Origin of the sequence: Pseudomonas sp. UBA5568 (assembly GCF_002425525.1) — a bacterium.
In the GTDB taxonomy this organism is placed as follows: Bacteria; Pseudomonadota; Gammaproteobacteria; order Pseudomonadales; family Pseudomonadaceae; genus Aquipseudomonas; species Aquipseudomonas fulva.
In genome coordinates this window covers 65,408-86,273 of the sequence record NZ_DIMK01000001.1, presented here as the reverse complement: position 1 = coordinate 86,273, position 20,866 = coordinate 65,408, and the positions used below count along the sequence as shown (strand labels likewise).

The window sequence follows — 20,866 nt, the reverse complement described above, 5'->3', positions numbered from 1 at the left end:
GTAAGAAATATCCTATTGAAGAACGCTTTTTTCACAAGGCCATAACCTGATTCCAACGCTTGGCTGCTTAGTCTGGCCGCCATTGGAATCAGGAGATGCCCGATGCGTAGCCCCATCAACCTCGAGTTTTCCCGTAAATACGACAAGGCCCATGCCCAACAGTATTTTTTGAAGCACCAGGCTGGCCTTGCCAGGCGCCTTTCCCATAAGCGCGATGAACAGTTGGCTCGACGGGCCCTGATGCTGGCGGGCGAGCCGGGCCTGGTCCTGGACCTGCCCTGCGGGGCGGGTCGCTTCTGGCCACTGCTGGCGGAAAAAGCCAACCGCGTGATCATCGGAGCAGACAATTCTGCCGACATGATCGAGACGGCATGCGCGGCCCAACCACCGGAAATCGTGGCCCGGGTACGACCTTTGCAGACCTCGGCCTTTGCCATCGAATTGCCGGACAACGCGGTGGACAGCATCTTTTGCATGCGTCTGTTTCACCATATTGGCGAAGCGGCGCACAGAAAAGCGATTCTCAATGAGTTTCATCGGGTTAGCCGAGACAGCGTGATTGTGTCGTTGTGGGTGGATGGCAATTTCAAAGCCTGGCGGCGCAGGAAGCTCGAGCGGCGTCGCGGCGCCGAGCATGGACCGGAAAGTTACCAGAACCGTTTTGTGTTACCCACCGAAACGGTTGAGGCGGAATTCGCTGCCGCGGGTTTCAGAATCCAGGAGCGTCTCGACTTCCTGCCGTTTTATGCCATGTGGCGTGTGTATGTATTGCGCAAGGGTTGAGGCGCATTGACGGCTCTCGAGGGCAGCGCCCTGTGCGTGATCACCCATGTGACAGGTGCCGCCATTCGTCGTTCAAGCGTGCAAAGGGGCGTAGGTTGCACTACGTTGATGAGGTAGCGTTTGGCAGCGCTGTCAAAGGGTTAGGGCAATGAAACTAGAAATAGCTCGAACTTTGTTCCTGGTTGGGGGCCTGGCGCTCACTACCGTTGCGGTGGCAGCGTGGGAACAACCAAAAACAGTGGTATTCAGCCAATCGGAGCTGGCTGAACAATGTGCACTGCCGCGCGAGGTAAAGCCGCAGCAGCAGGCCAAGGTGCAGCCTGATCATGACCTGCTGCTGTTCCTGTTCGGCATGCGCCAGGGCCTGCGGCCGTTCGGCTAAGCCGCAGGGCATGGCCTGACGCACATTTCAGATTAGGTGCAGGTGATTGTCCCAGAAGCCTGAAGGCAGGTTCAGGGGCTGGCCGACAAGCTGGTGCTTGCGGCAATCATAGAACCGGCAACGGCCTTGGCCAGATGTCACGACGAACCCGTCCTTCACCGCACCAACCCCGGCACAGTCGGGCATGGGCGCATCCAGACGAACGGCGCCGCTGTCCAGGTCCCAGACGAACAGGCGGTTAGCCCGTGGTGCTGTCAAGGCCACCAGACGCAGTTCGTCGTGAATGGCCACGCTGGCGGTGTACTGGGCCATGGCCTGTAGCTGGTGTTGCGCAACGGGGAAAGCCTGGAAAGGCTGGCCCGGCCGTTTGATCGCCAGTAGCTCGGCAGTATCCGAGGCATCCCCCATGAACTGCTGGCACGCGGCAATGGTGCCGTCGCGTGCTACCGCCAGGTGACGAACACTGTTCATCTGCTGGGCCAGGGTTTCCTTGCTCAACAAGGTGCCGTCGCGCTGCATCAGCACCAGGCTCGGCTCCATGGCATCAAGGTTCATTTCCACCCGGCTTTCGGCTTCGGTACGGATGCCACCGTTGGCGACTACCAGCGTTTCGCCGTCCGGCAGCCAGGCGACTTCGTGCGGGCCAATGCCGTGGGTGCTGAGCTCGCCTGTGCGCACCAGGCGCTCGTCGTCGAAACGGTAGACCCCCAGCACGCCACGGCCAGGGTCACGGGTATCGTTTTCGGTGGTGTATAGCCACTGGCCGTCCTTGTGGAGCACGGCATGACCATAGAAATGCCGGTCGGGCGGCGATACCACCGTCTGCAACACCTTGCCGTCGCGCAGATCGACCAGGTAGCTTTCGGTCCCCGGGCGGCGAGCCACGAACAGGGCGACAGGCCGGTCGGGGTGATCGATGATGGCATGGCAACGCTGGGCGACCTGGGTGCTGAACACCTGGGTGCCGTCCAGGCGATAGCCCACGGCGTAGTGCTTGCCGTCGGCGTCGTCGCGTGCCGAAAGCAGCAGGGGCTCGCTACCTTTGTTGCGCAGAAGCGTCCAGCCGCCCAAGGTGAGGGCACTGAGTACAACGCTACCGAGTTTCAGGGCCTGGCGTCGCAGCATGATCAGTCACCGTCGTTGGCGTTGAAGCCCAACTGAATGTTAAGTGCCTTGGCCAACTCACCTTCATGCAGGCGGTGCACGACGTTGAGGCTGTCGTAGATCTGGTTGAGGGTCTGCTGGCCTGCATCGTCGGCCAGCAGCTCGCCCAGGGTTTTCTGATTGTCGGCCAGCAACTTCAACGATGTGGCGTAGGCATCGTCTATCTTTTGCGCAAGCGCCTTCTGATCGCTAGGCAGCAGCCCGCGCAGCCCTTGATTGTCCACACCCACCCAGACCGCCTGGGCCGCCTTGAGGCTGGCCTGGAGGCTGTTCATGGAGTTGTGGCTACGCCAGGCTTCAGCCTGCAGCGGCTGTGGGATGCCTTTGCTTTGCCGCCCCATGGGCGCACCCAGCTTCTTCTTCAGCGAGTCCAAAGCGGTCACCTGTGCGCGCAGCAGGTCGGCGATGGCCTCGTGCGAATCGGCGTAGCGCTGATTGGGGAACTTGGTCATCTGCGAGAGCATGCCATCAGTGCTGTTCCAGCCCTTGAGAATTTCCTCGGCCAGCCCCTTCTGGTGCTCGGCGATGGCCACCAGCATCGGGCAGTATCGCGCCTTCTGCTCGGCCGTGGCGATGTCCGGCTTGCTGTCGAACAGGATGTACTCATAGGCAGACAAGCCGCGGACGACAACGCTGGCCTTGGCCAGGGAGGCCGCATCGACAGGCTTGTCCGCATTGACCAATTGCTCGACCTGACGGCCGACCAGGTTCTTCTTGTCAGGCCAGAACTGTACCTGCCACGCACGGTTGCCTTCGGCCAGTGGACCCACCAGCAAGGGTTGCAGTTCGGCCCAGGCCTTTTGCGCATTGAGGAAATCGGCGCGCGCCTTTTCCAGGGTCTCCTTGCCTTCACAGAAAGCCAGGGCGCTGGCGGCCAGCATGCGGTCGGCTTCGACCCAGCGGCTGTAGGTGGGCAGGATCACCTGCTTGGCGATGGCCGCGGAGGTGACGGCCTGCGGATCCTGCGGCGAGCAGGCGCCAAGGGCCAGGGCAGCGAGGCTGGTAAACAACAGTTTGGGTCGGAACATGGCCGGCTCCTGTGCATGTTTAAAGTGAGTTCAGAAAAGCCAGCAGCGCAGCGCGCTGCTCGGCATCGAATGTAAGGACGAAATCGCGTGCTGCCTGGGCTTCGCCGCCGTGCCACAGCACCGCTTCGAGCAAGTTGCGCGCGCGTCCGTCATGCAGAAATTGCGAGTGACCGCTGACCGTTTCGCTCAGGCCGATTCCCCAGAGCGGGGCCGTGCGCCAGTCCTGGCCGTTGGCGGCAAATTCGGTTCGTTCATCGGCAAGGCCGGGCCCCATGTCATGCAGCAGCAGATCGGTATAGGGCCGGATGGTCTGACCGGCGAGCTCCGGCTCGGCGGCATCGCTGGCGGTGGTGAACTGAGGAATGTGACAGCTCTGGCAGCCGGCCTCGTGGAACAGGTTCTTGCCTGCAAGCACCTGGGGGTCAGACACATCCCGCCGGGCCGGTACTGCAAGGTTGCGTGTATAGAAGGTGACCAGGCGCAGGATGTTGTCACTGACTTCCTTTTCGCCTGCCACGCCGTCGCCATTGGGCGCTGCGCGGCATTCGACCTGCGCCTGGGTGCAGTCGTCGTTGGGCTGCAATGTCGTCGTCAGGCCCATGTCGCCGGCGAACGCATGCGCGTTCTGCTGGTTCACGTTGGGCTGGCCCGCTTTCCACCCAAAGCGGCCAACAACTGAACGTCCGTGAGCGTCGTCCCATACGCGGTTGGCGCGCCCACGAATCCCGTCGCGATTGCGGTCGTCCGGGTCTTCGTTGGCCAGCAGGTCGGCCTCGGGGATCGCCTCGAGCAGGCCCAGGCCGATCATCGGTGGCGCCACGCGTGCCGAAAAGCGCGTGTCCGGGTGCATCGCCCCATAGCCCAGCTGAGTGATCTGCAACGCAGGCATGCGCAGCTCGACCTGATGGCCATCCTTGAACGAGACCGTCTGCGGGGTGTAGGTCATGCGCACCTTGCCTTCAGGCACTACGCCAGGAATGGCCATGTCCTGAAGCTGGGTGCCGTACACAGGTTCCGGTACCACCCCGAGCCGTTCGATGACCTTGGCCAGGTAGGGCTGGTCAGGTATCGACAGGCGCACGAGCATGCCAACTGCATTGCTGGCATCTGTTGCGGGGGGGTGGCCACGCCCGTCGCGCACATGGCAGTTCTGGCAGGCGTTGGTATTGAACAAGGGGCCCAGGCCGTCGCGCGCCGTTGTGGTAGAGGGGGCGATGACCCACGGGTTGCGAAAGAAACTGTTGCCCACGGCAAAGTCCAGGCGCCGCTCAGGGGAGAGATTGGCAGCGGGCTGCGAATACGCATTGCGGTCACTGCGCAACACGGTCGTCTTGCCACCTGACAGCGCTTCGCCCGGCTCGGCCTGGGTGAAACGCGGAGCGTCATCACAGGCAGCGAGGGCAAAGACCAGCAGCAGAGGGGCAAGTCGGGACAGCGGCAGGGACATGCAGAATCCTGGGCCTGAACGTAAAAACCGGCGTGCAAGCTTATCAGGCCCAGGATCATTGAATAAGAGCAATTTGCGTTTGCTGGATGAAATCGTCTTGGCAGGTGCTTATGCCATGAAGAGTTTGAACTGGCGATTGACCAGGCTGACGATGAGGTTCTTGCTACCGCCTTCATGATTATCGCCCGGGACCTCCATCACTTCTTCGCTGGTGTATTCCATGGACGAGGCGGTCAGGTATTTCACTACATCCTTGTGGGCGGGCTGCCAGTAATCCTGAAAAACCCAGATGTTGGTCTCTGCACCTGGCCCCAGAATCAAGCGCAGCGCCTTGTAGTTCTCTTTGGATTTACCGATCCAAGGTACCGCGAGCGAGCCGTTCCAGGCGTGCTGGGCGCCAATTGCCAGGCTTTGGCTACGGCTCTCTCCGTCAACCAAAGTCAGGGTATAAGGCGTGTTGTTGGCAATGGAACGCAGGTAGGTGACGCTGGCCATGGTGTATCTCCTTTATGGATGAGTACTCGGACGTGGCAAGGGGGCGCTCGGGGCGCGGTATACGTAGGCCGCGAGCAAGGTGATTTCATTGAAGGGCGGTTCGAGGGTGGCTGGATCGAAGCGACCCAAGGGTTGCAGGCCATACTCGTGAGCCACGGCTTCGAACAGTCGTCGGTCGCTTTCGTTGGGGTCGTACAGGTAGACCTTGCCTGACCCTGCCAATACACGGCACATTTCCTCGGCCACCGTGTGGGTGATCGGCGCGCCCATGAGGGTGACATGCGGGACGGAGTGATCGTCGATCGGGAACTTGGGCGCGTCGTACTCATACACCAGGATCAAGTTGGGAATCGGCCCGCCAGCAAATGGGCCGTTGGAGATGCGCTGCCCTGCTTTGTTGAGGTTATAGGCGTTGTGAAATCCTGTGATCAGGTTCGCGCCTTCAGCGCGCTGCACGATCCGGCCCTCTCCCCAGACATCGAGAATCTGCAGCATTGGCTGCCTCCCTGTTGGCGATTGAATGATGCGTACAGGGTGGTCGATCATCGGCCTGCCAGGCAGCGGGAAGCGCTGCCGCAGACATGAAAACGCCCGGCTCTAGGCCGGGCGTCGGGTGCTGCACAAGGGTGGGATCAGAACTCGTGGTCGGCTGTGTCAGGGTTCAGGTTGTCGATACCCAGTTTGCCGGCTGCCTGTTCGATGGCACCGGTCTGCTTGACCAGGGCTGCAATCGCATCACGCACGATCTGATTGCCGGCGGTGTTGTCGGCAGCGATCAGTTGGTCGTAGTGCTCGCCTTTGAGGGCGTGATCGACGATCACCTGGATCTTCGCTTCGGTGGCTTCCAGGTCTGCGCGCAAGGTCGCATCGGCGGCAGGGTCGGCCTTGGCCACCAGTGACGACAGGCTAGGCCCGGTCAGCTTGGTGCCATCGGGGCGGGTGTACTCGCCCAGATAGACGTTGCGAATGCCCTTGGCATCGTAGAAATGCGAGTAGTGGGTGTTGTCGCTGAAACAGTCGTGTTCGTCCTCGGGCGAGTTCGCCTCCAGGGACACCTTCATGCGCTCACCGGCCAGCTCACCGAGCGACAGGCTGCCCATGCCGAACAGCATCTTGCGCAAGCCGTCGGTGGCAGGCTCGGCTTCGAGCTTGGCGCGATAGTTGTCGGTCACGTTCGGCGCCCAGTTGGCAACCATCTCGTCGAGATCGGCGACCAGCAGGTCGGTGACGGCCTTGAGGTAGGCACGGCGGCGGTCGTTGTGACCACCCGTGGCACCCTGGCCTTCGAGGTAGTCCGACGCCGGACGGTTACCCGCACCTGGGCCGGTACCGTTCAGGTCCTGGCCCCATAGCAGGAATTCGATGGCGTGGTAGCCGGTGGCGACGTTGGCTTCGGAGCCGCCCAACTCGTTGAGGCTGGCCAGCTTCTCCGGGGTGATGTCCTTGACGTCGATCTTCTCTTCGCCCACCTGGATCTCGGTGTTGGCGATGATATTGGCACTGGCTGCCGGGTTGCCCAGGGCGTGCTCATAGCTGGTGTCGACGTAGTCGATCAGGCCTTCGTCCAGGGGCCAGGCGTTCACCTGGCCTTCCCAGTCGTCGATGATGGTGTTGCCGAAGCGGAACACTTCGCTTTGCAGGTATGGCACGCGTGCAGCGACCCAGGCGTCCCTGGCGGCCTTGAGCGTCTGATCGTTGGGCGTGGCGAGGAATGCGTCCACGGCGCTCTGCAGGGTTTTGGCGGTGCTCAGCGAGTCGCTGTACACGGCATGGACCATCTCGGCGTAGTGCTTGACCACGGCCTTGGCAGCGGCTTCGTCGACAGCCCCCGGCGTTGCTGCAGGGGTGCTGGCGGCAGCGGGCGCCTGGGCTTGCGGCGCGGCGGTCTTGTCGTCCTTGCCTTCACCGCAACCGGCGAGAGCGATGGCAATGGCCAGCAGACTGGCAGAGGCCAGGGGCGTTCGAATCATTGTTGGTTTCCTGCGTCGTGTGGTTGGACCATGGATGAACCGTGCGCGATGGCACGTTGAACCGACACATCATGCGAAAGATTTGCATTTGCTGTAAAGGGTCCAGCCTGCGATTCATGTAAAAGCAGGTCACGACGTGTCATCTGTGCACTCAGAGCACGGAAACCTGATTGCGCTGGGCCTGCCTGAGGAAGCTGGTCAGTTCCCGGGCCGACAGCGGTTTGCTGTAGTGGTAGCCCTGGCCCTCGTGACAGCCTTGGGCAATGATGTAGGCTTCCTGTTCGGCGGTTTCCACGCCTTCGGCAATGACCTGCATGCCCAGGCTTTTGCCCAACTGGATGATGGCGCGCACGATGGTCGCGTCATCGTCGTCATCGAGCAGGTCCTGCACGAAGCTCTTGTCGATCTTGATCTTGTCCAGGGGCAAGGACTTGAGGTAACTCAATGACGAGTACCCGGTCCCGAAGTCGTCGATGGCGATCAGGGCGCCCGAGCGGCGCAGGCTCAGCAGGTGTTGGGCCGCGGTGCTGATGTCCTCCATCAGGCCAGTCTCGGTCACCTCCAGTTCCAGGCTGCGCGGGGGCAGGCGATAGGCCTGGAGCAAATTGTTCACCACCCGCGGCAGTTCGCTGTGGTGAAGTTGGACGGTGGACAGGTTGACCGCCATGCGCAGTTCGCTGAAGCCCAGGTCGTGCCATTCGCGCAATTGCCGGCAGGCCTGGTCGAGCACCCACTCGCCGATCCCGATGATGCTGCCGTTCTGTTCGGCCAGCGGTATGAACTGATCGGGCGGCACCATGCCCAGTTCCGGATGCTGCCAGCGCAACAGCGCCTCGACCCCTACAACGCGATGATCGCGATAGCTGATCTGGGGTTGATACACCAGGTACAGCTGGTTGCGTGGCAGGGCCTCGCGCAGGTCCTTTTCCAGCTCACGGCGCCGACGCATCTCGGTGTCCACGCTCGCGATATAGAACTGGTAGCGATTGCGTGAGCGCGCCTTGGCCAGGGTCATGGTCTGTTCGGCTTTTTGCAGGAGTTTTTCGGTGCTGTCGCCGTCTTCCGGGAACAGGGTGATGCCAATGGTTGCGCGCAGCCGGATCTGCTGGTGGTGGTCCAGGTCGAAGGGCACTTCCAGGTCATCCAGGATGCTTTGCGCAAGCTCTGCCGCTTCGTAGGGCTGTTCGATGTTGGCCTGCACCAGTGCGAACTGGTCGCCCCCCAGCCGCGCCAGCGCGCCCAGTCGTCCGCTGTGGGCCCTCAGACGATCGGCCAAGGCCAGCAGCAACTGGTCGCCTACCTGGTAGGTGAACTGCTCGTTGATGCCCTTGAAATCATCCAGGCCTACGCATAGCACGGCCACCCGGTGTTGCAGGCGCCCACCGTCCACCAGAATCTTGTCCAGTTGCTGCTGCAGTTGCTGGCGATTGGGCAGGCCGGTGAGGAAGTCGTACTGGGCCATGCGCTGCAGACTGTTCTCGGCCTCATGGCGCAGATGGGTATTGCGCTCGATCGATGCCAGCAACTGGTTGGCGGTGTTCACCCAAAGGCCGAGCTCGTTCTTCTCATGGCCTTTGATCAGTGGGATCTGATGCTGGCTGGGGCGATCCGGATTGATCTGGGTGAGGTGTTCGATGATTTTGGAGAGTGGCTTGGTCAACAGCCAGTGGTAGACCAGGTACAGCACCAGCCCCATGGCAAGCGCTCGAAGCACGCCGGAGATGAAGATGATCACGGCATTGATCAGAAAGTCTTCGCCATAGGCCGCCGTATCGAGGGTGATGTTGAGGTCGCCGTAATATTCACTGTAGGGCCCCCGGCCTACCAGCTGCGTGGAGTAGCTACGCTCCTGGCCAAGAATCAGGTCGGTGAGCCAACGCAGGGGCATGTCCTGCAAGGGTCGGGACTTTTCTGCCAGCATCGTCTCGTTGGGGTGGCCGATGGAGGCCATTCGAACCGACTCGTCCTGAAACAGGCCTTCCATGACCTGCATGCCCATTTCTCGGTCCAGGCTGTAGACCGCCTGTGTGGAAGGATCGCGGAACATGTCGAGAATACGCTGGGCGTCATTGTTGACGGCCTGGCGTGTCTTGTAGGTGTCATAGACGATTTGCGCACAGCTGAGCACGACGCCGACCGCTAGCGCCGCCAGGAGCACGACCCTTAGCAACTTGACCGACAAGCTGTTACGCAATTCCAGCTTCAAGGGAGGTTCCTTAATCCATGCAAATGACATTATTTTGCCATCAATCACGACCTTTCACTACGGGAGGGTCATTAGCAGTGTATCGGTTGAAGCCCTGGGTAACTTGAGTGGGCCTCGTCAAGAAACCGGAAGTTTGATGTTAGCGCGCTATGCACACTGAGCAAGTGCCACATCGCCGAACAGCAGGCATAAAAAAGCCCGGCACGTGCCGGGCTCTCAGAGCGTTACGAGGCTCAGGCCTTGAAGGTCTTGCCTTCGAACTGCTCGGCCACGAAGGCCCAGTTGACGAGGTTCCAGAACGCCTCGACATACTTCGGACGCAGGTTGCGGTAGTCGATGTAGTAGGCGTGTTCCCAGACATCGCAGGTCAGCAGCGGGGTATCGTCGCTGGTCAGCGGGTTGCCGGCACCGATGGTGCTGGCCAGCACCAGGGAACCATCAGTTTTCTTGACCAGCCAGCCCCAGCCGGAACCGAAGGTGCCGACGGACGTCTTGGTGAACTCTTCCTTGAACTTGTCGAAGGAACCGAAAGCGGTGTTGATGGCTTCTGCCAGGGCGCCGGTCGGCTGGCCGCCGCCGTTTGGCGACAGGCAGTTCCAGTAGAAGGTGTGGTTCCACACTTGAGCGGCGTTGTTGAAGATGCCGCCCGACGAAGAGGTGACGATCTCTTCGAGGGTCTTGCCTTCGAATTCGGTGCCCGGGACCAGGTTGTTCAGGTTCACGACATAGGCGTTGTGGTGCTTGTCGTGGTGATACTCCAGGGTTTCCTTGGAGATGTGCGGCTGCAGGGCATCGTGGGCGTAGGGCAGCGGCGGCAATTCAAAAGCCATGGTAGATCTCCTGATTCAGGTCTAGTTCGCGGTTTGCGCAGGGCCGATCACGGGCGGCCCTATGTGCGTCGGCGAGTTTGTACTCTTTGCGACGCAAGGGCTGGATCATAGCACCAAGCCTTGGCGCATAACCACGCAACAAACATAGGGATTAGAGGTTCCAGGCGCCTTGGCGGGCAGCGACCGGTGGCAGTCGTTTCCAGACCGGACAGGCAGGTAAGTCGCCCGTTGGCACCCACGAGCCCGTACGATCAGTTGAAGATCAGTTGCGCTGCCACGGCGAACATCATCACGGCCACCATCAGGTCCAGCAGTCGCCAGGTGCCTGGCCGTGCCAGCCAGGGCGCCAACCAGGCCGCCCCGATCGCCAGGGTCGAGAACCACAGCAGCGAAGCACTGGCAGCCCCGGCCACGTAGGCGCCCGGCGCCGTCTGCTGGGCCCCGAGCGAGCCGATCAGCAGCACGGTGTCGAGGTAAACGTGGGGGTTGAGCAAGGTGACCGCCAGGGCACTGAGCAGCACGGCGCGTCGTGAGCGCATGCCTTGGCCCTGCTGGTGCTGCAGGCTCTGGTCGGAAAAGACGCTGCGAAGCGCCTTGGCCCCGTACCAGATGAGGAACACCGCGCCCCCCCAGCGGGCAACGCTCAGCAGCGTCGGGTTATGGGCCAGGGCCGTGGCAAGGCCGAACACACCTGCGGCGACCAGCAGGGCATCACACAGGATGCACAGCGCTGCCACCGGCAAGTGATGCTCGCGGCGCAGGCTTTGCGCCAGGACGAATGCGTTCTGCGTGCCGATGGCCATGATCAGGCCCAGGGCGACCAGCAGGCCATTGAGATAACTCTGCCACATGGAAGACGACTCCTCGAAAGATGCTGGCCAGTGTGACAAGTTGCGGGTTATAAGAAAAATCAATAAAGCTCACTGGGCATTAGGAAAATCGATGTTCGACTACAAGTTGCTCGCGGCGCTTGCTGCTGTCGTCGAGCAAGGCGGTTTCGAGCGTGCCGCGCAGGTGCTGGGCCTGTCTCAATCGGCCGTGTCGCAGCGCATCAAGCTGCTGGAGGCGCGCGTGGGGCAGCCGGTACTGGTTCGCATCGCGCCGCCTGGCCCGACGGAGGTAGGCCGGCAGTTGCTCAACCATGTGCAGCAGGTACGCCTGCTTGAGCGCGACCTGCAGCGTCAGGTACCCGCGCTCGAAGACGGGGGCATGCCGGAGCGTCTGCGCATCGCGCTCAATGCCGATAGCCTGGCCACTTGGTGGGCCGGCGCCGTGGGGCAATTCTGCGCCGAGCACAAGGTGCTTACCGATTTGGTGGTCGAGGACCAGGAAGTGGGTCTCAAGCGCATGCGCGCCGGCGACGTGGCCGCCTGCCTGTGCGGCAGCGAACGCCCAGTGGCCGGCGCGCGCAGTCTGGCGCTGGGGGCGATGCGCTATCGGGCCTTGGCCAGCCCTGCTTTCATGAAGCAGCATTTTGCCCAGGGATTCGATGCCCGTCGCCTGGCCCGCACGCCCGCGATCGTCTACGGCCCCGACGATTTCCTGCAGCACCGCTACCTGGCCTCTTTGGGCATGCAGGACGGTTTTCTGCATCATTTATGCCCCTCATCCGAAGGCTTTTTGCGCATGACCGAAGCGGGGTTGGGCTGGGGGCTGGTGCCCGAGTTGCAGGCCCGCGAGCAACTGGCCAGCGGCCAATTGGTGGAAATCTGCAGCGATACCCCGATCGATGTACCGTTGTACTGGCATCATTGGCGTAACGGCGGGCAACTGCTGGCACAGCTGACCGACCACCTGCGCCACAGCGCCCGGCACTGGCTGGTGCCGTTGTAGCGCCTAAGGGCGTCAAAGGCTTCTGAACATCAGGCAAGGCGGAGTGTTACATGCGAATTTTGGTCACTGGCGCAAGTGGCTTCATCGGCGGGCGTTTTGCGCGGCTGGCCCTGGAGCGGGGGCTGGATGTGCGGGTCAGTGGCCGGCGCGCCGAAGGTGTGGAGCACCTGGTGCGGCGTGGCGCGCAGTTCATTCCGGGCGACCTTGGCGACGCGGAGCTGGCCCGGCGCCTGTGCCAGGGCGTCGAGGCCGTGGTGCATTGCGCCGGTGCAGTGGGGCACTGGGGAACCTATCAGGCGTTTGCCCAGGGCAACGTGGTGGTGACCGAGAACGTCGTCGAAGGCTGCCTGAAGGAACACGTGCGTCGCCTCGTGCACCTGTCATCGCCTTCGATCTACTTCAATGGCCGTTCACGCGTGGCCATTGGCGAGGATCAGGTGCCCGGCCGGTTTGCCAATCACTACGCCAGGACCAAGTTCATTGCCGAACAGAAGGTGTTCGGCGCCCAGGAGTTCGGCCTCGAAGTGTTGGCGCTGCGCCCGCGTTTCGTCATCGGCGCAGGCGATACGAGCCTGCTGCCGCGGCTGGTGCACCTGCAACGCAAAGGCAGGCTGGCGATCATCGGCAACGGCTTGAACAAAGTCGACTTCACCAGTGTTCACAACCTGAACGAGGCGCTGTACAGCTCAGTGTTCGCGGACGGGCGCGCGCTTGGGCAAGCGTACAACATCAGCAATGGCCAGCCCTTGCCGCTGTGGGATGTGATCAACTATGTCCTGCGCCAGCTTCAGCTCCCTCAGGTCACCCGCTACCGAGGTTATGGGCTGGCCTACGGCTTGGCCGCGCTCAACGAGGCAGCGTGCACCCTGTGGCCGGGGCGGCCGGAGCCTACGCTGTCACGCCTGGCCATGCAGGTGATGAGTCGCGATTTCACCCTGGACATCACCCGCGCCAGTCAGTACCTGGACTATCAGCCCACCACCAGCGTATGGGCGGCATTGGATGAATTCTGCACGTGGTGGAAACACCAGCCGCCTGGCCGGTAAAGCGTTCAGCTCGACGTCGGGCATCACCGGGCTGCGCGCGCGGTTTATAATCCGGCTTATTTGCAACCTGTGGGGTGGGATGCTCATGCGCTTTGATGCTCGCGATGATTTCGATGATGTACCGGCCTTGCGCGCAGGGACGCAGGATGACGATGAGTTGCTGCCAGCTCATGTCTCGCGCAGTCGCCGTCAAGCGGCCAGGGCGCCGAGCACCGGCCCATTGTGGGCGATGCTGGTGGCCGCGTTCATCGCCCTGGGCTGTCTGGGATGGTGGAGCTATCGGCAGATCTCCCTGATGGAGCAGCAGCTGGTCGCCACTCAGGAGAGCTTCGCGCGCATCAGCGAAGACGCGGCAGGGCGTTTGCAGGCAATCAGCGGCAAGGTCGAAGCCAGCGCGTCGTCCAGCAACAGTGGCAGTGAAGCCCTCAAACAGCAGATCAGTCAGTTGCAGGCCAGTCTGGCCGAGCAAGGCAAGCAGCAGGCAGGTGTAGCGGGCCAGGCCGGGGACCTGGGCAAGCGCCTGGAGCAGGTCCTGGCGGACACCCGTGAACAGCAAAGAGCGGTCACCGAGCTGCAAACGCAGTTGCAGGCACAGTTGAAGGCGGTGAACGGCGAGTTGGCAGCGCTCAAGTCGGGCCAGGTCGATGGGGGCAAGCTCGACGGGCAACTCAAGAGTCTGAGCGAGGAGGTGGCCGCGCTGAAAAAACAAGGCAATCCCACGGCCGCCATCGAAAGCCTGCAGCAGGATGTGCTGGTGCTCAAAAGCCAGCTGGACAACCGCCCGAACACGGCGGCCGGCGGGGGCGCATCGGTGCAGGAGTTCGACGCGTTTCGTGGTCAGATGACCCGTAACCTGAACAACGTCCAGAGCCAGCTGCAGAACCTGCAACAGCAGATCAACGCCAGGCCATGACTGGGAAGGGCAGGGGCCGGGTCCTGGCCCCTGTCTCAGGCCTTACAGGCGTGGGTAGTCGATATACCCCACCGGTCCCTGGCCATAGAACGTTTCCGGATGAGCTTCGTTCAGTGGGGCATCGTCAGCCAGGCGTGCAGGCAGGTCCGGGTTGGCGATGAACGGCACACCAAAGGCCACGGCATCGGCTTTGCCATCGGCCAGGGCCGCATTGGCACTGGCTTTGTCGAAACCTTCGTTGACGATATAGACGCCACCAAATGCGTCTTTGAGGGCAGGGCCCAGGCTGTCGTCGCGCTCCCGCTCCCGTGAGCAGATGAAGGCAATGCCCCGCTTGCCCAGCGCTCGCGCCACATACGTGAAGGTCTGGATACGGTCGGCATCGCCCATGTCATGGGCATCGGCGCGCGGCGCCAGGTGCATCCCAACGCGCTGCGCCCCCCATACCTGGACTACGGCATCGGTGACCTCCAACAGCAGGCGCGCCCGGTTTTCCAGCGAGCCGCCGTACGCGTCGGTGCGCTGGTTGGTGCTGCTTTGCAGGAACTGGTCGAGCAGATAGCCGTTGGCGCCATGGATCTCGACACCGTCAAAGCCTGCGGCCTTGGCGTTTTCGGCGCCAGTGCGGAAGGCCTCGACGATGTCGCTGATCTCTTCGGTATCCAGGGCCCGAGGCGTGGGGTAGTCGCTGAGCGGGCGAACCAGACTCACGTGCCCCTTGGGCTGGATGGCACTGGGTGCGACCGGCAACTGGCCATCGAGGTAGCGTGGATGGGAAATGCGGCCCACGTGCCACAGCTGCAAGAAGATTCGGCCGCCTGCGGCATGCACGGCATGGGTGACGTGGGTCCAGCCCCTGACCTGTTCAGCACTCCAGATGCCCGGTGTGTCCGGGTAGCCCACGCCCATGGGGCTGACCGACGTCGCCTCACTGATGATCAGACCGGCACTGGCGCGTTGTACGTAGTACTCGGCCATCAGTGCATTCGGCACGCGGCCGGCGTCTGCGCGGCAACGGGTGAGTGGGGCCATGATGATACGATTGGGCAGTTCCAGATCGCCCAGGGTGATTGGATCGAATAGCGTGGTCATGACGTATACCTGAAAGTCAAAGGGAGTCGCGCAATTGTTCGAGCAATGCTTCGATGATGACTTCGTTGCGCTTGAACAAGTGCCATTGGCCGATTTTCTGGCGGATGACCAGGCCTGCTCGCTGCAGGATCGCCAGGTGCGCCGACACAGTCGATTGGGACAACCCGCAGCGCCGCTCGATCTGCCGGCACAAACCCCTTGGTCAGTACTGTGGACCTGCTCGAGAAACTGGGCTGCCGGCGTTTTCAACCAGCCGAGTATTTCCCGCCTCACCGGGTGGGCGAGGGCTTTCATGATGTCGTCCAGGTCAAGCGGCATGGCTCATCTCGCAGCGGTGCATGGGGTCAGCGCGAACCCTACATCGTGATTTTGCGATATACAAAGATTCAAGTGTTCCGAGCGAGTAGCCAGACGGTATATCGCTCGGCGGCGATATGTCCCGAGCAAGTGATAGACTGGCGCCATGAATTATCTTGCACACCTGCACCTGGGAGGGTCGGCTCCGCAGCAATTGCTGGGCAGCCTCTACGGGGACTTCGTCAAAGGTTCGCTGGAAGGGCGGTTCCCGCCGCAGCTCGAAGCGTCCATCCGACTGCATCGACACATCGACAGTTTCACCGACGCCCACCCTGTGGTGCTCGCTTCCCTGGCGCGCTTTGCGCGGGTGCGGCGGCGGTTTGCGGGGATCGCTCTGGACGTCTTTTTCGACCACTGCCTGGCGCGGCACTGGCCCGAGTATGGGCGCCAGCCGCTGCGTCAGTTCACCCAGGCGTTCTATCAGGTGCTGTTAGCCGAGCCCGCCCTGCCGGGCCGGTTGGCCCACATCGCGCCGTCCATGGCGCAGTCTGATTGGCTGGGCTCGTATGCTGACTTTACCACGCTGGAGCAGGTGTTTGCCGGGATCGCCCGGCGCTTGTCGCGGCCTGAAGGCCTGGTAGGGGTCATGGACGAGCTTGATCGCCTGTACGTGCCGTTGCTCGATGATTTCCGCGAATTCTACCCGCTGGTACAAGCGTTCGCTGCCAGTCATCGGGCACAGGCCAGCCCGTGCGTTGATTGACGGATCTGCTGCATTCAGGCAGCAGTCGCACACTGCCTGCGAAGTGCCGGTGGCTCTGGTGTGCCGTAGAGCGCCTGATGGATCGAACGCTGTGCCTGGAGCCCCAGCAGCGTGCGGCCCTTGCCATGACTTGCCAGTGGCTCGAGCAGGTGAATGCGCACTTGACCGCGAGGTTGCGCGAGCAACCGCAGCAGGTGTGACAGCAGGTCGTCATCTCCCACGAAGGGTGCAAAGGGGTCGATCTGGCCCCGCCGCTGGTATTGGATTGCCACCGGTTGCACGGCGATGCCCTGGTCGATGGCTGCCGCCAGCAGGCGCCCATGGAACGTCCCCAGCTGGTGCCCGTCGGTGGTAGTGCCTTCGGGAAACAGCAACAGGGGGTGACCTGTGACCAACCGCTGACCGATGTGCACGCGCAGCTGCTGGCCATCGCTGGCACCGCGCTTGATGAACAAGGTGCCTGCCTGCTCGGCTAACCACCCGGCAAGCGGCCAGTGCCGGACCTCGGCCTTGGACAGAAATGACACAGGGGCCAGCATGCCCAACAGTGGGATGTCGGTCCAGGACACGTGGTTGCTGACCCACAGCATGGGGCTGCTCGGCAGCTTCCCCGTCACGCAGACGTCGAACGGCAGTGCTGCCACCAAGCGCCGCATGAACAGCCGTGTCCAGCGTTGCCGGCGCGCGAGCGACGCTTTGATGCCAAGGTGCCGCCCGATGACGAGCAGGCTGGCCATCAGCAGCCCCAGCGCCACCACCAGCAGCACGTGAGCCAGGCGCCCCACCTGCCGCAGACGGCCCCTCACACAGCGGCCTTGAAGTGACGGGCGTAGCGCGGGCACAGCGCCTCGCGCTTTAGCAGGATGAACACATCGGCGACCTGGAAGTCTTCATCCCAGCACGGTTCGCCACAGACCTTGGCGCCCAGGCGCATGTAGGCCTTGAGCAAGGCCGGCATCTGGGCGCTCACGTTATCCGGCAACGTCAGCGGTGGCAGCGGTTTGCGGGGTTCGGCACGCAGGTCCTGGGTGCACAGGTGGCGTTCGCGCAGGCGCTGCATGACCGCATGCGCCTGCACCCCGCCGTCCTGCATCGAGATGCTGGCGCAACCCATCAGGTAGCGATAACCGCCTTCGTTGAGTACTTCGGCCAGCTCACTCCAGAGCGTAGCAATGGTGCCGCCGTTGCGGTACGGCGCGGCCACGCAGGTGCGGCCCACTTCCAGGATAGGGCCCTGAAGTTGCAGCAGCCCCTGCAGGCGGAACCCTTCCTCGCTGTAGAAGCGACCCAGGCTGCTGGCCGCCTCGTGGTCGAGCAGGCGGGTGGTGGCCACCAGTCGTCCAGTGGTGACATCGCGTACGCCGATATGGCGGCAGTGCGCGTCAAATTCGTCCTGATCCAGGCCGTGCTCAGCGCCCTTGAACCTTGCCTCGAACGCTTCGCTGAAGACCTGATAGCGCAGGGCCTGGGCCTCCTGCAACGCGGCGTGACCCATCAGGCGCTCGGCGTGCAGGCGGTGTCCGGCGCAGGTGTCGGCAACATGAGCGATTCGCGTCATTACGAGTCTCCATAAAACCAGCCATGCAAAGGTGGCCGGTAGGCGTTTATGTGCACGTTCAGGCTAGAAACATGGGATGTCACGGCGATGAAGGTTCGATGATGCTTGCATGAACCGCCCGTTGGGCGTGGCGGCGAACGTGCTGGCGCTTGCTGTGCCAAAGACCTGCGCGGTAAGGTGAGCCGCCTGCATTTTCGAGACCCCTCATGCTGAAGTCACTCCGCCTATGGCCCGCACTGCTGCTTGCGTTGTGCCTGCCCGCACACGCCAATTGGCACCTTGATGGCGAGTCGTCTCGCCTGTCGTTCATCACCGGTACCAATGGCGAAGCGGCGCAGGTGCACCGCTTCCTGGTGCTGCATGGCACGGTGGACCGCAAAGGCGCCGCGAGCCTTCGTATCGAGATGGATTCGGTCAGCAGTGGCGTGCCGCTGCGTGATGAACGCATGCGTGACGCGTTGTTCGACGTCGCGCGGTTTGCCGAAGCGACCGTGCAGGCGCAACTGGATCTGCGCCCGATCAACGACCTGGCCAACGGGGCGCAGATCGAACTGCGCCTGCCGCTGACGGTAACGTTGCACGGCCAGTCCCATCGTTACGAGGCCTTGCTGCTGGCCACTCGCCTGGACGAGCGGCGGTTTCAGGTCGTGACCTTGGAGCCTCTGGTGCTGCGCGCCGAGGATTTCGGCCTGATGCCAGGGCTGCAAGCCCTGCGCAAGTCCGCCAACCTTACGGCCATCAACCCGTCCGTACCGGTCAATGCGGTACTGATCTTCACTGCGCGCTGACATGCCGGGCCCGGTCTTCCCCTGGCGGGATGGCAACCAGTTCGAGCTGCTGATCGATGGGCCACACTTCTTTCCCCGCATGCTGTCGGCCATCGAGCATGCCCAGACGCAGGTAGACCTGGAGCTGTACCTGGTCGAGTCCGGGGCCTGCGCCGAGGCTGTGGTCCAGGCGCTGGAACAGACGGCCCGCCGCGGGGTGCGGGTGCGCTGCCTGTTCGATTATTACGGGTCGCTGGCCTTGAGCGCCAAGCTGCGGCAACGTCTGGTGGATGCCGGCGTGTACCTGCGCTGGTACAACCGGCTGCACTGGAAACGCGGGCTGCGCAACCTGTACCGCGACCATCGCAAGTTACTGGTGGTCGACGAGCAGTGGGCGGTGGTCGGCGGTACCGGGGTGACCGACGAGTTCTGGCAACCGGGCCAGCCCAGCAGCGAATGGCATGAGGTGATGGTGCTGATGCAAGGCCCGGTGGTGAGCGACTGGCAATTGCTGTTCGATCGCCAGTGGCAGGCCAACCATCGCCGCACGGCCTGGCGCCCTGCCGAGGGCTTCGGCCTGCCGCGCCTGCCCAAGGTGCCTGCGCAAGGGCAGGGCATGGGCCGGGTGGCGTACGCCGACGCCCGTCAGCATCAGGACATCCTGCATGCATTGGTGCGTGCCCTCAACAGCGGCAAGCAGCGCATTTGGCTGGCCACGCCTTATTTTCTGCCGACCTGGAGCGTGCGCCGCTCGCTGCGCCGCGCAGCGGGCAAGGGCGTCGATGTGCGGTTGCTGCTCACCGGCCCGCGCACCGACCACCCTTCGGTACGGTATGCCGGCCATCGGTACTATCCACGCCTGCTGCGCGCCGGAGTGCGAATTTTCGAGTATCAGCCGTGCTTCCTGCACCTGAAGATGGTGGTGGTGGACGATTGGGTCAGCGTCGGCTCCTGCAACTTCGACCATTGGAACCTGCGCTTCAATCTGGAGGCCAATATAGAAGCGTTGGACCTGCCGCTGACGACCGCAGTGGTCGCCAGTTTCGAGCGCGATTTCGCCCTGAGCGAGGAAGTCGACCTCGCGCACTGGAACGCCAGGCCGTTCTGGCGCCGGGTCAAACAGCGCATCTGGGGATGGCTGGACCGGTTGGTGGCCAACGTGCTCGACCGGCGCGACTGAGCGCAGCTATCGTGCAATGACGGTTCACAGGCAATCGATGGAGTGGATGGGATGACGGCTAAGAAGATACTCATGCTGGTGGGCGATTACGTCGAGGACTACGAGGTCATGGTGCCCTTCCAGGCGCTGAGTATGGTCGGGCATACCGTGCACGCCGTGTGCCCGGAAAAGGTAGCGGGCCAGACCGTGCGCACGGCTATTCACGACTTCGAAGGCGACCAGACCTACAGCGAAAAGCCAGGGCACCAGTTTGCCCTGAATCAGGATTTCGTCAGGGCCCGTGCCGAAAGTTACGATGCCCTGGTGATCCCGGGCGGGCGGGCGCCTGAGTACCTGCGCCTGAACGAGAAAGTGCTCGACCTGGTGCGAGCGTTCGACCAGGCAGGCAAGCCCATCGCCGCCGTGTGCCACGGCGCCCAGTTGCTGGCCGCCGCCGGTGTGCTCAAAGGCCGGGAGTGCAGTGCGTACCCGGCCTGCGCTCCGGAGGTGCGCCTGGCAGGCGGCACCTATATCGACATTGCGGTGGACCAGGCCCATGTGGACGGCAACCTGGTCACCGCGCCCGCCTGGCCGGCACACCCTGCGTGGCTGGCGGCGTTTCTGAAGGTGTTGGGCACCCGTATCCTCTGACCCAACAGGCCGACCGGCCCGTGGGTCAGCCGACTTGCTCGACCCAGTCGTTGAGGTTGTAATAGTTGGTCACGCGGGCGATCTTGCCGCAGTGGATATAGAAGAACGCGCCGGCCGGCAGGACATAGGTCTGGCCGGTGGCCGCAGGCAGGCCTTCGTCATCGGCCACGTACTGGCCGTGCACGGTGAATTCCGCCGCTGCGCGACTGCCATCGGCATTTTGCATCACCACGATGTCGGCCAGGCGCTCGCGGTAGCAGCGGTTCATCTTGTCCATGAAAGCGGCGAACCTGGCCTTGCCCATCTGCCGCTCACCCTGGTTGATGTCGTGAATCACATCCTCGCTGAGCAGGGCCAGAAACCCTGGCATGTCGCCTGCGTTGAAGGCAGCGTAGTAAGCGTTTACCAATTCGGTAGCGGTCATGGAACATTACCTGTCGTGTAGGGAAAAGGCGTGTCGTTGGCCTGGATGATAGGGTTTC

22 protein-coding genes and 1 pseudogene are annotated in these 20,866 nt (G+C 62.7%); 9 read left to right on the top strand and 14 right to left on the bottom strand.

Annotated features, from left to right (window positions below):
• Positions 1–102: 102 nt before the first annotated feature.
• Together B2S33_RS00420 and B2S33_RS00415 are read left to right on the top strand one after the other, a co-directional pair.
• Positions 103–783 carry a class I SAM-dependent methyltransferase gene (locus B2S33_RS00420; protein ID WP_027914501.1) on the top strand — a complete coding sequence of 227 codons (681 nt, stop codon included), beginning with the start codon at positions 103–105 and terminating at the stop codon, positions 781–783.
• 148 nt (positions 784–931) lie between these two features.
• Positions 932–1,165, top strand: coding sequence for a hypothetical protein (locus B2S33_RS00415; RefSeq protein WP_023534390.1), 234 nt, complete (start codon positions 932–934; stop codon positions 1,163–1,165).
• A 27-nt stretch (positions 1,166–1,192) separates the two neighbouring features.
• Here B2S33_RS00415 and B2S33_RS00410 read toward each other — a convergent pair whose 3' ends face one another.
• The 9 genes from B2S33_RS00410 to B2S33_RS00370 form a co-directional block, all read right to left on the bottom strand.
• The gene (locus tag B2S33_RS00410; RefSeq protein ID WP_288649452.1) at positions 1,193–2,290 is read right to left on the bottom strand and encodes a DUF1513 domain-containing protein; all 1,098 of its coding nucleotides are present in this window, start codon (positions 2,288–2,290) and stop codon (positions 1,193–1,195) included.
• 2 nt (positions 2,291–2,292) lie between these two features.
• Positions 2,293–3,357, bottom strand: coding sequence for an imelysin family protein (locus B2S33_RS00405; protein ID WP_027914503.1), 1,065 nt, complete (start codon positions 3,355–3,357; stop codon positions 2,293–2,295).
• Between the two features lie 19 nt (positions 3,358–3,376).
• Positions 3,377–4,804 (bottom strand): di-heme oxidoredictase family protein, encoded by a 1,428-nt coding sequence (locus B2S33_RS00400; protein WP_288649450.1) that lies wholly within the window; start codon positions 4,802–4,804, stop codon positions 3,377–3,379.
• A gap of 108 nt (positions 4,805–4,912) precedes the next feature.
• Positions 4,913–5,299 carry a hypothetical protein gene (locus tag B2S33_RS00395; RefSeq protein ID WP_027914505.1) on the bottom strand — a complete coding sequence of 129 codons (387 nt, stop codon included), beginning with the start codon at positions 5,297–5,299 and terminating at the stop codon, positions 4,913–4,915.
• 12 nt (positions 5,300–5,311) lie between these two features.
• Complete coding sequence (locus B2S33_RS00390) at positions 5,312–5,794, bottom strand: hypothetical protein (RefSeq protein ID WP_027914506.1); 483 nt, start codon at positions 5,792–5,794, stop codon at positions 5,312–5,314.
• A gap of 137 nt (positions 5,795–5,931) precedes the next feature.
• Positions 5,932–7,269, bottom strand: coding sequence for an imelysin family protein (locus B2S33_RS00385; RefSeq protein WP_027914507.1), 1,338 nt, complete (start codon positions 7,267–7,269; stop codon positions 5,932–5,934).
• 151 nt (positions 7,270–7,420) lie between these two features.
• Positions 7,421–9,475 carry a putative bifunctional diguanylate cyclase/phosphodiesterase gene (locus B2S33_RS00380; protein WP_059183299.1) on the bottom strand — a complete coding sequence of 685 codons (2,055 nt, stop codon included), beginning with the start codon at positions 9,473–9,475 and terminating at the stop codon, positions 7,421–7,423.
• Between the two features lie 233 nt (positions 9,476–9,708).
• Positions 9,709–10,305 (bottom strand): superoxide dismutase, encoded by a 597-nt coding sequence (locus B2S33_RS00375; protein WP_288649448.1) that lies wholly within the window; start codon positions 10,303–10,305, stop codon positions 9,709–9,711.
• A gap of 251 nt (positions 10,306–10,556) precedes the next feature.
• Positions 10,557–11,156: a LysE/ArgO family amino acid transporter gene (locus B2S33_RS00370; protein WP_027914510.1), complete on the bottom strand. Its 600-nt coding sequence runs from the start codon at positions 11,154–11,156 to the stop codon at positions 10,557–10,559.
• 91 nt (positions 11,157–11,247) lie between these two features.
• On the opposite strand from B2S33_RS00370, the gene B2S33_RS00365 reads away from it, so the two are divergent.
• From B2S33_RS00365 to B2S33_RS00355, 3 genes are all read left to right on the top strand, one after another.
• Positions 11,248–12,138 (top strand): LysR family transcriptional regulator ArgP, encoded by an 891-nt coding sequence (locus tag B2S33_RS00365; protein ID WP_027914511.1) that lies wholly within the window; start codon positions 11,248–11,250, stop codon positions 12,136–12,138.
• Positions 12,139–12,188: 50 nt separating this feature from the next.
• Positions 12,189–13,184: an NAD-dependent epimerase/dehydratase family protein gene (locus tag B2S33_RS00360; protein ID WP_288649445.1), complete on the top strand. Its 996-nt coding sequence runs from the start codon at positions 12,189–12,191 to the stop codon at positions 13,182–13,184.
• 85 nt (positions 13,185–13,269) lie between these two features.
• Positions 13,270–14,097, top strand: coding sequence for a hypothetical protein (locus tag B2S33_RS00355; RefSeq protein WP_028687212.1), 828 nt, complete (start codon positions 13,270–13,272; stop codon positions 14,095–14,097).
• Between the two features lie 42 nt (positions 14,098–14,139).
• Here B2S33_RS00355 and B2S33_RS00350 read toward each other — a convergent pair whose 3' ends face one another.
• Both B2S33_RS00350 and B2S33_RS00345 read right to left on the bottom strand, forming a co-directional pair.
• Positions 14,140–15,189 (bottom strand): alkene reductase, encoded by a 1,050-nt coding sequence (locus B2S33_RS00350; protein ID WP_288649443.1) that lies wholly within the window; start codon positions 15,187–15,189, stop codon positions 14,140–14,142.
• Between the two features lie 16 nt (positions 15,190–15,205).
• Positions 15,206–15,507: pseudogene (locus tag B2S33_RS00345) on the bottom strand (ArsR/SmtB family transcription factor).
• Between the two features lie 145 nt (positions 15,508–15,652).
• On the opposite strand from B2S33_RS00345, the gene B2S33_RS00340 reads away from it, so the two are divergent.
• Entirely contained in the window at positions 15,653–16,249 is a 597-nt protein-coding gene (locus tag B2S33_RS00340; RefSeq protein WP_288649441.1) for an ACP phosphodiesterase, read from the top strand.
• Between the two features lie 14 nt (positions 16,250–16,263).
• On the opposite strand, the gene B2S33_RS00335 is transcribed toward B2S33_RS00340, so the two are convergent.
• Both B2S33_RS00335 and B2S33_RS00330 read right to left on the bottom strand, forming a co-directional pair.
• Positions 16,264–17,055, bottom strand: coding sequence for a lysophospholipid acyltransferase family protein (locus B2S33_RS00335; RefSeq protein ID WP_059183298.1), 792 nt, complete (start codon positions 17,053–17,055; stop codon positions 16,264–16,266).
• Positions 17,052–17,807 carry a GNAT family N-acetyltransferase gene (locus B2S33_RS00330; RefSeq protein WP_028687214.1) on the bottom strand — a complete coding sequence of 252 codons (756 nt, stop codon included), beginning with the start codon at positions 17,805–17,807 and terminating at the stop codon, positions 17,052–17,054. Before B2S33_RS00330 ends, B2S33_RS00335 begins: the two co-directional genes overlap by 4 nt.
• A 206-nt stretch (positions 17,808–18,013) precedes the next feature.
• Between B2S33_RS00330 and B2S33_RS00325 the strand changes: the two genes are divergently transcribed.
• Genes B2S33_RS00325 through B2S33_RS00315 form a run of 3 tightly spaced genes read left to right on the top strand, consistent with a single transcriptional unit; the run spans position 18,014 to position 20,384 of the window.
• Positions 18,014–18,595 carry a YceI family protein gene (locus B2S33_RS00325; protein WP_027914518.1) on the top strand — a complete coding sequence of 194 codons (582 nt, stop codon included), beginning with the start codon at positions 18,014–18,016 and terminating at the stop codon, positions 18,593–18,595.
• A gap of 1 nt (position 18,596) precedes the next feature.
• Positions 18,597–19,754 carry a phospholipase D-like domain-containing protein gene (locus B2S33_RS00320; protein ID WP_027914519.1) on the top strand — a complete coding sequence of 386 codons (1,158 nt, stop codon included), beginning with the start codon at positions 18,597–18,599 and terminating at the stop codon, positions 19,752–19,754.
• 51 nt (positions 19,755–19,805) lie between these two features.
• Positions 19,806–20,384: a DJ-1/PfpI family protein gene (locus B2S33_RS00315; RefSeq protein WP_027914520.1), complete on the top strand. Its 579-nt coding sequence runs from the start codon at positions 19,806–19,808 to the stop codon at positions 20,382–20,384.
• 25 nt (positions 20,385–20,409) lie between these two features.
• Here the strand turns inward: B2S33_RS00315 and B2S33_RS00310 are convergent, their stop codons facing one another.
• A complete protein-coding gene (locus B2S33_RS00310) occupies positions 20,410–20,808 on the bottom strand; it encodes a nuclear transport factor 2 family protein (RefSeq protein ID WP_027914521.1) in 399 nt (132 codons plus the stop codon).
• Positions 20,809–20,866: the final 58 nt, after the last annotated feature.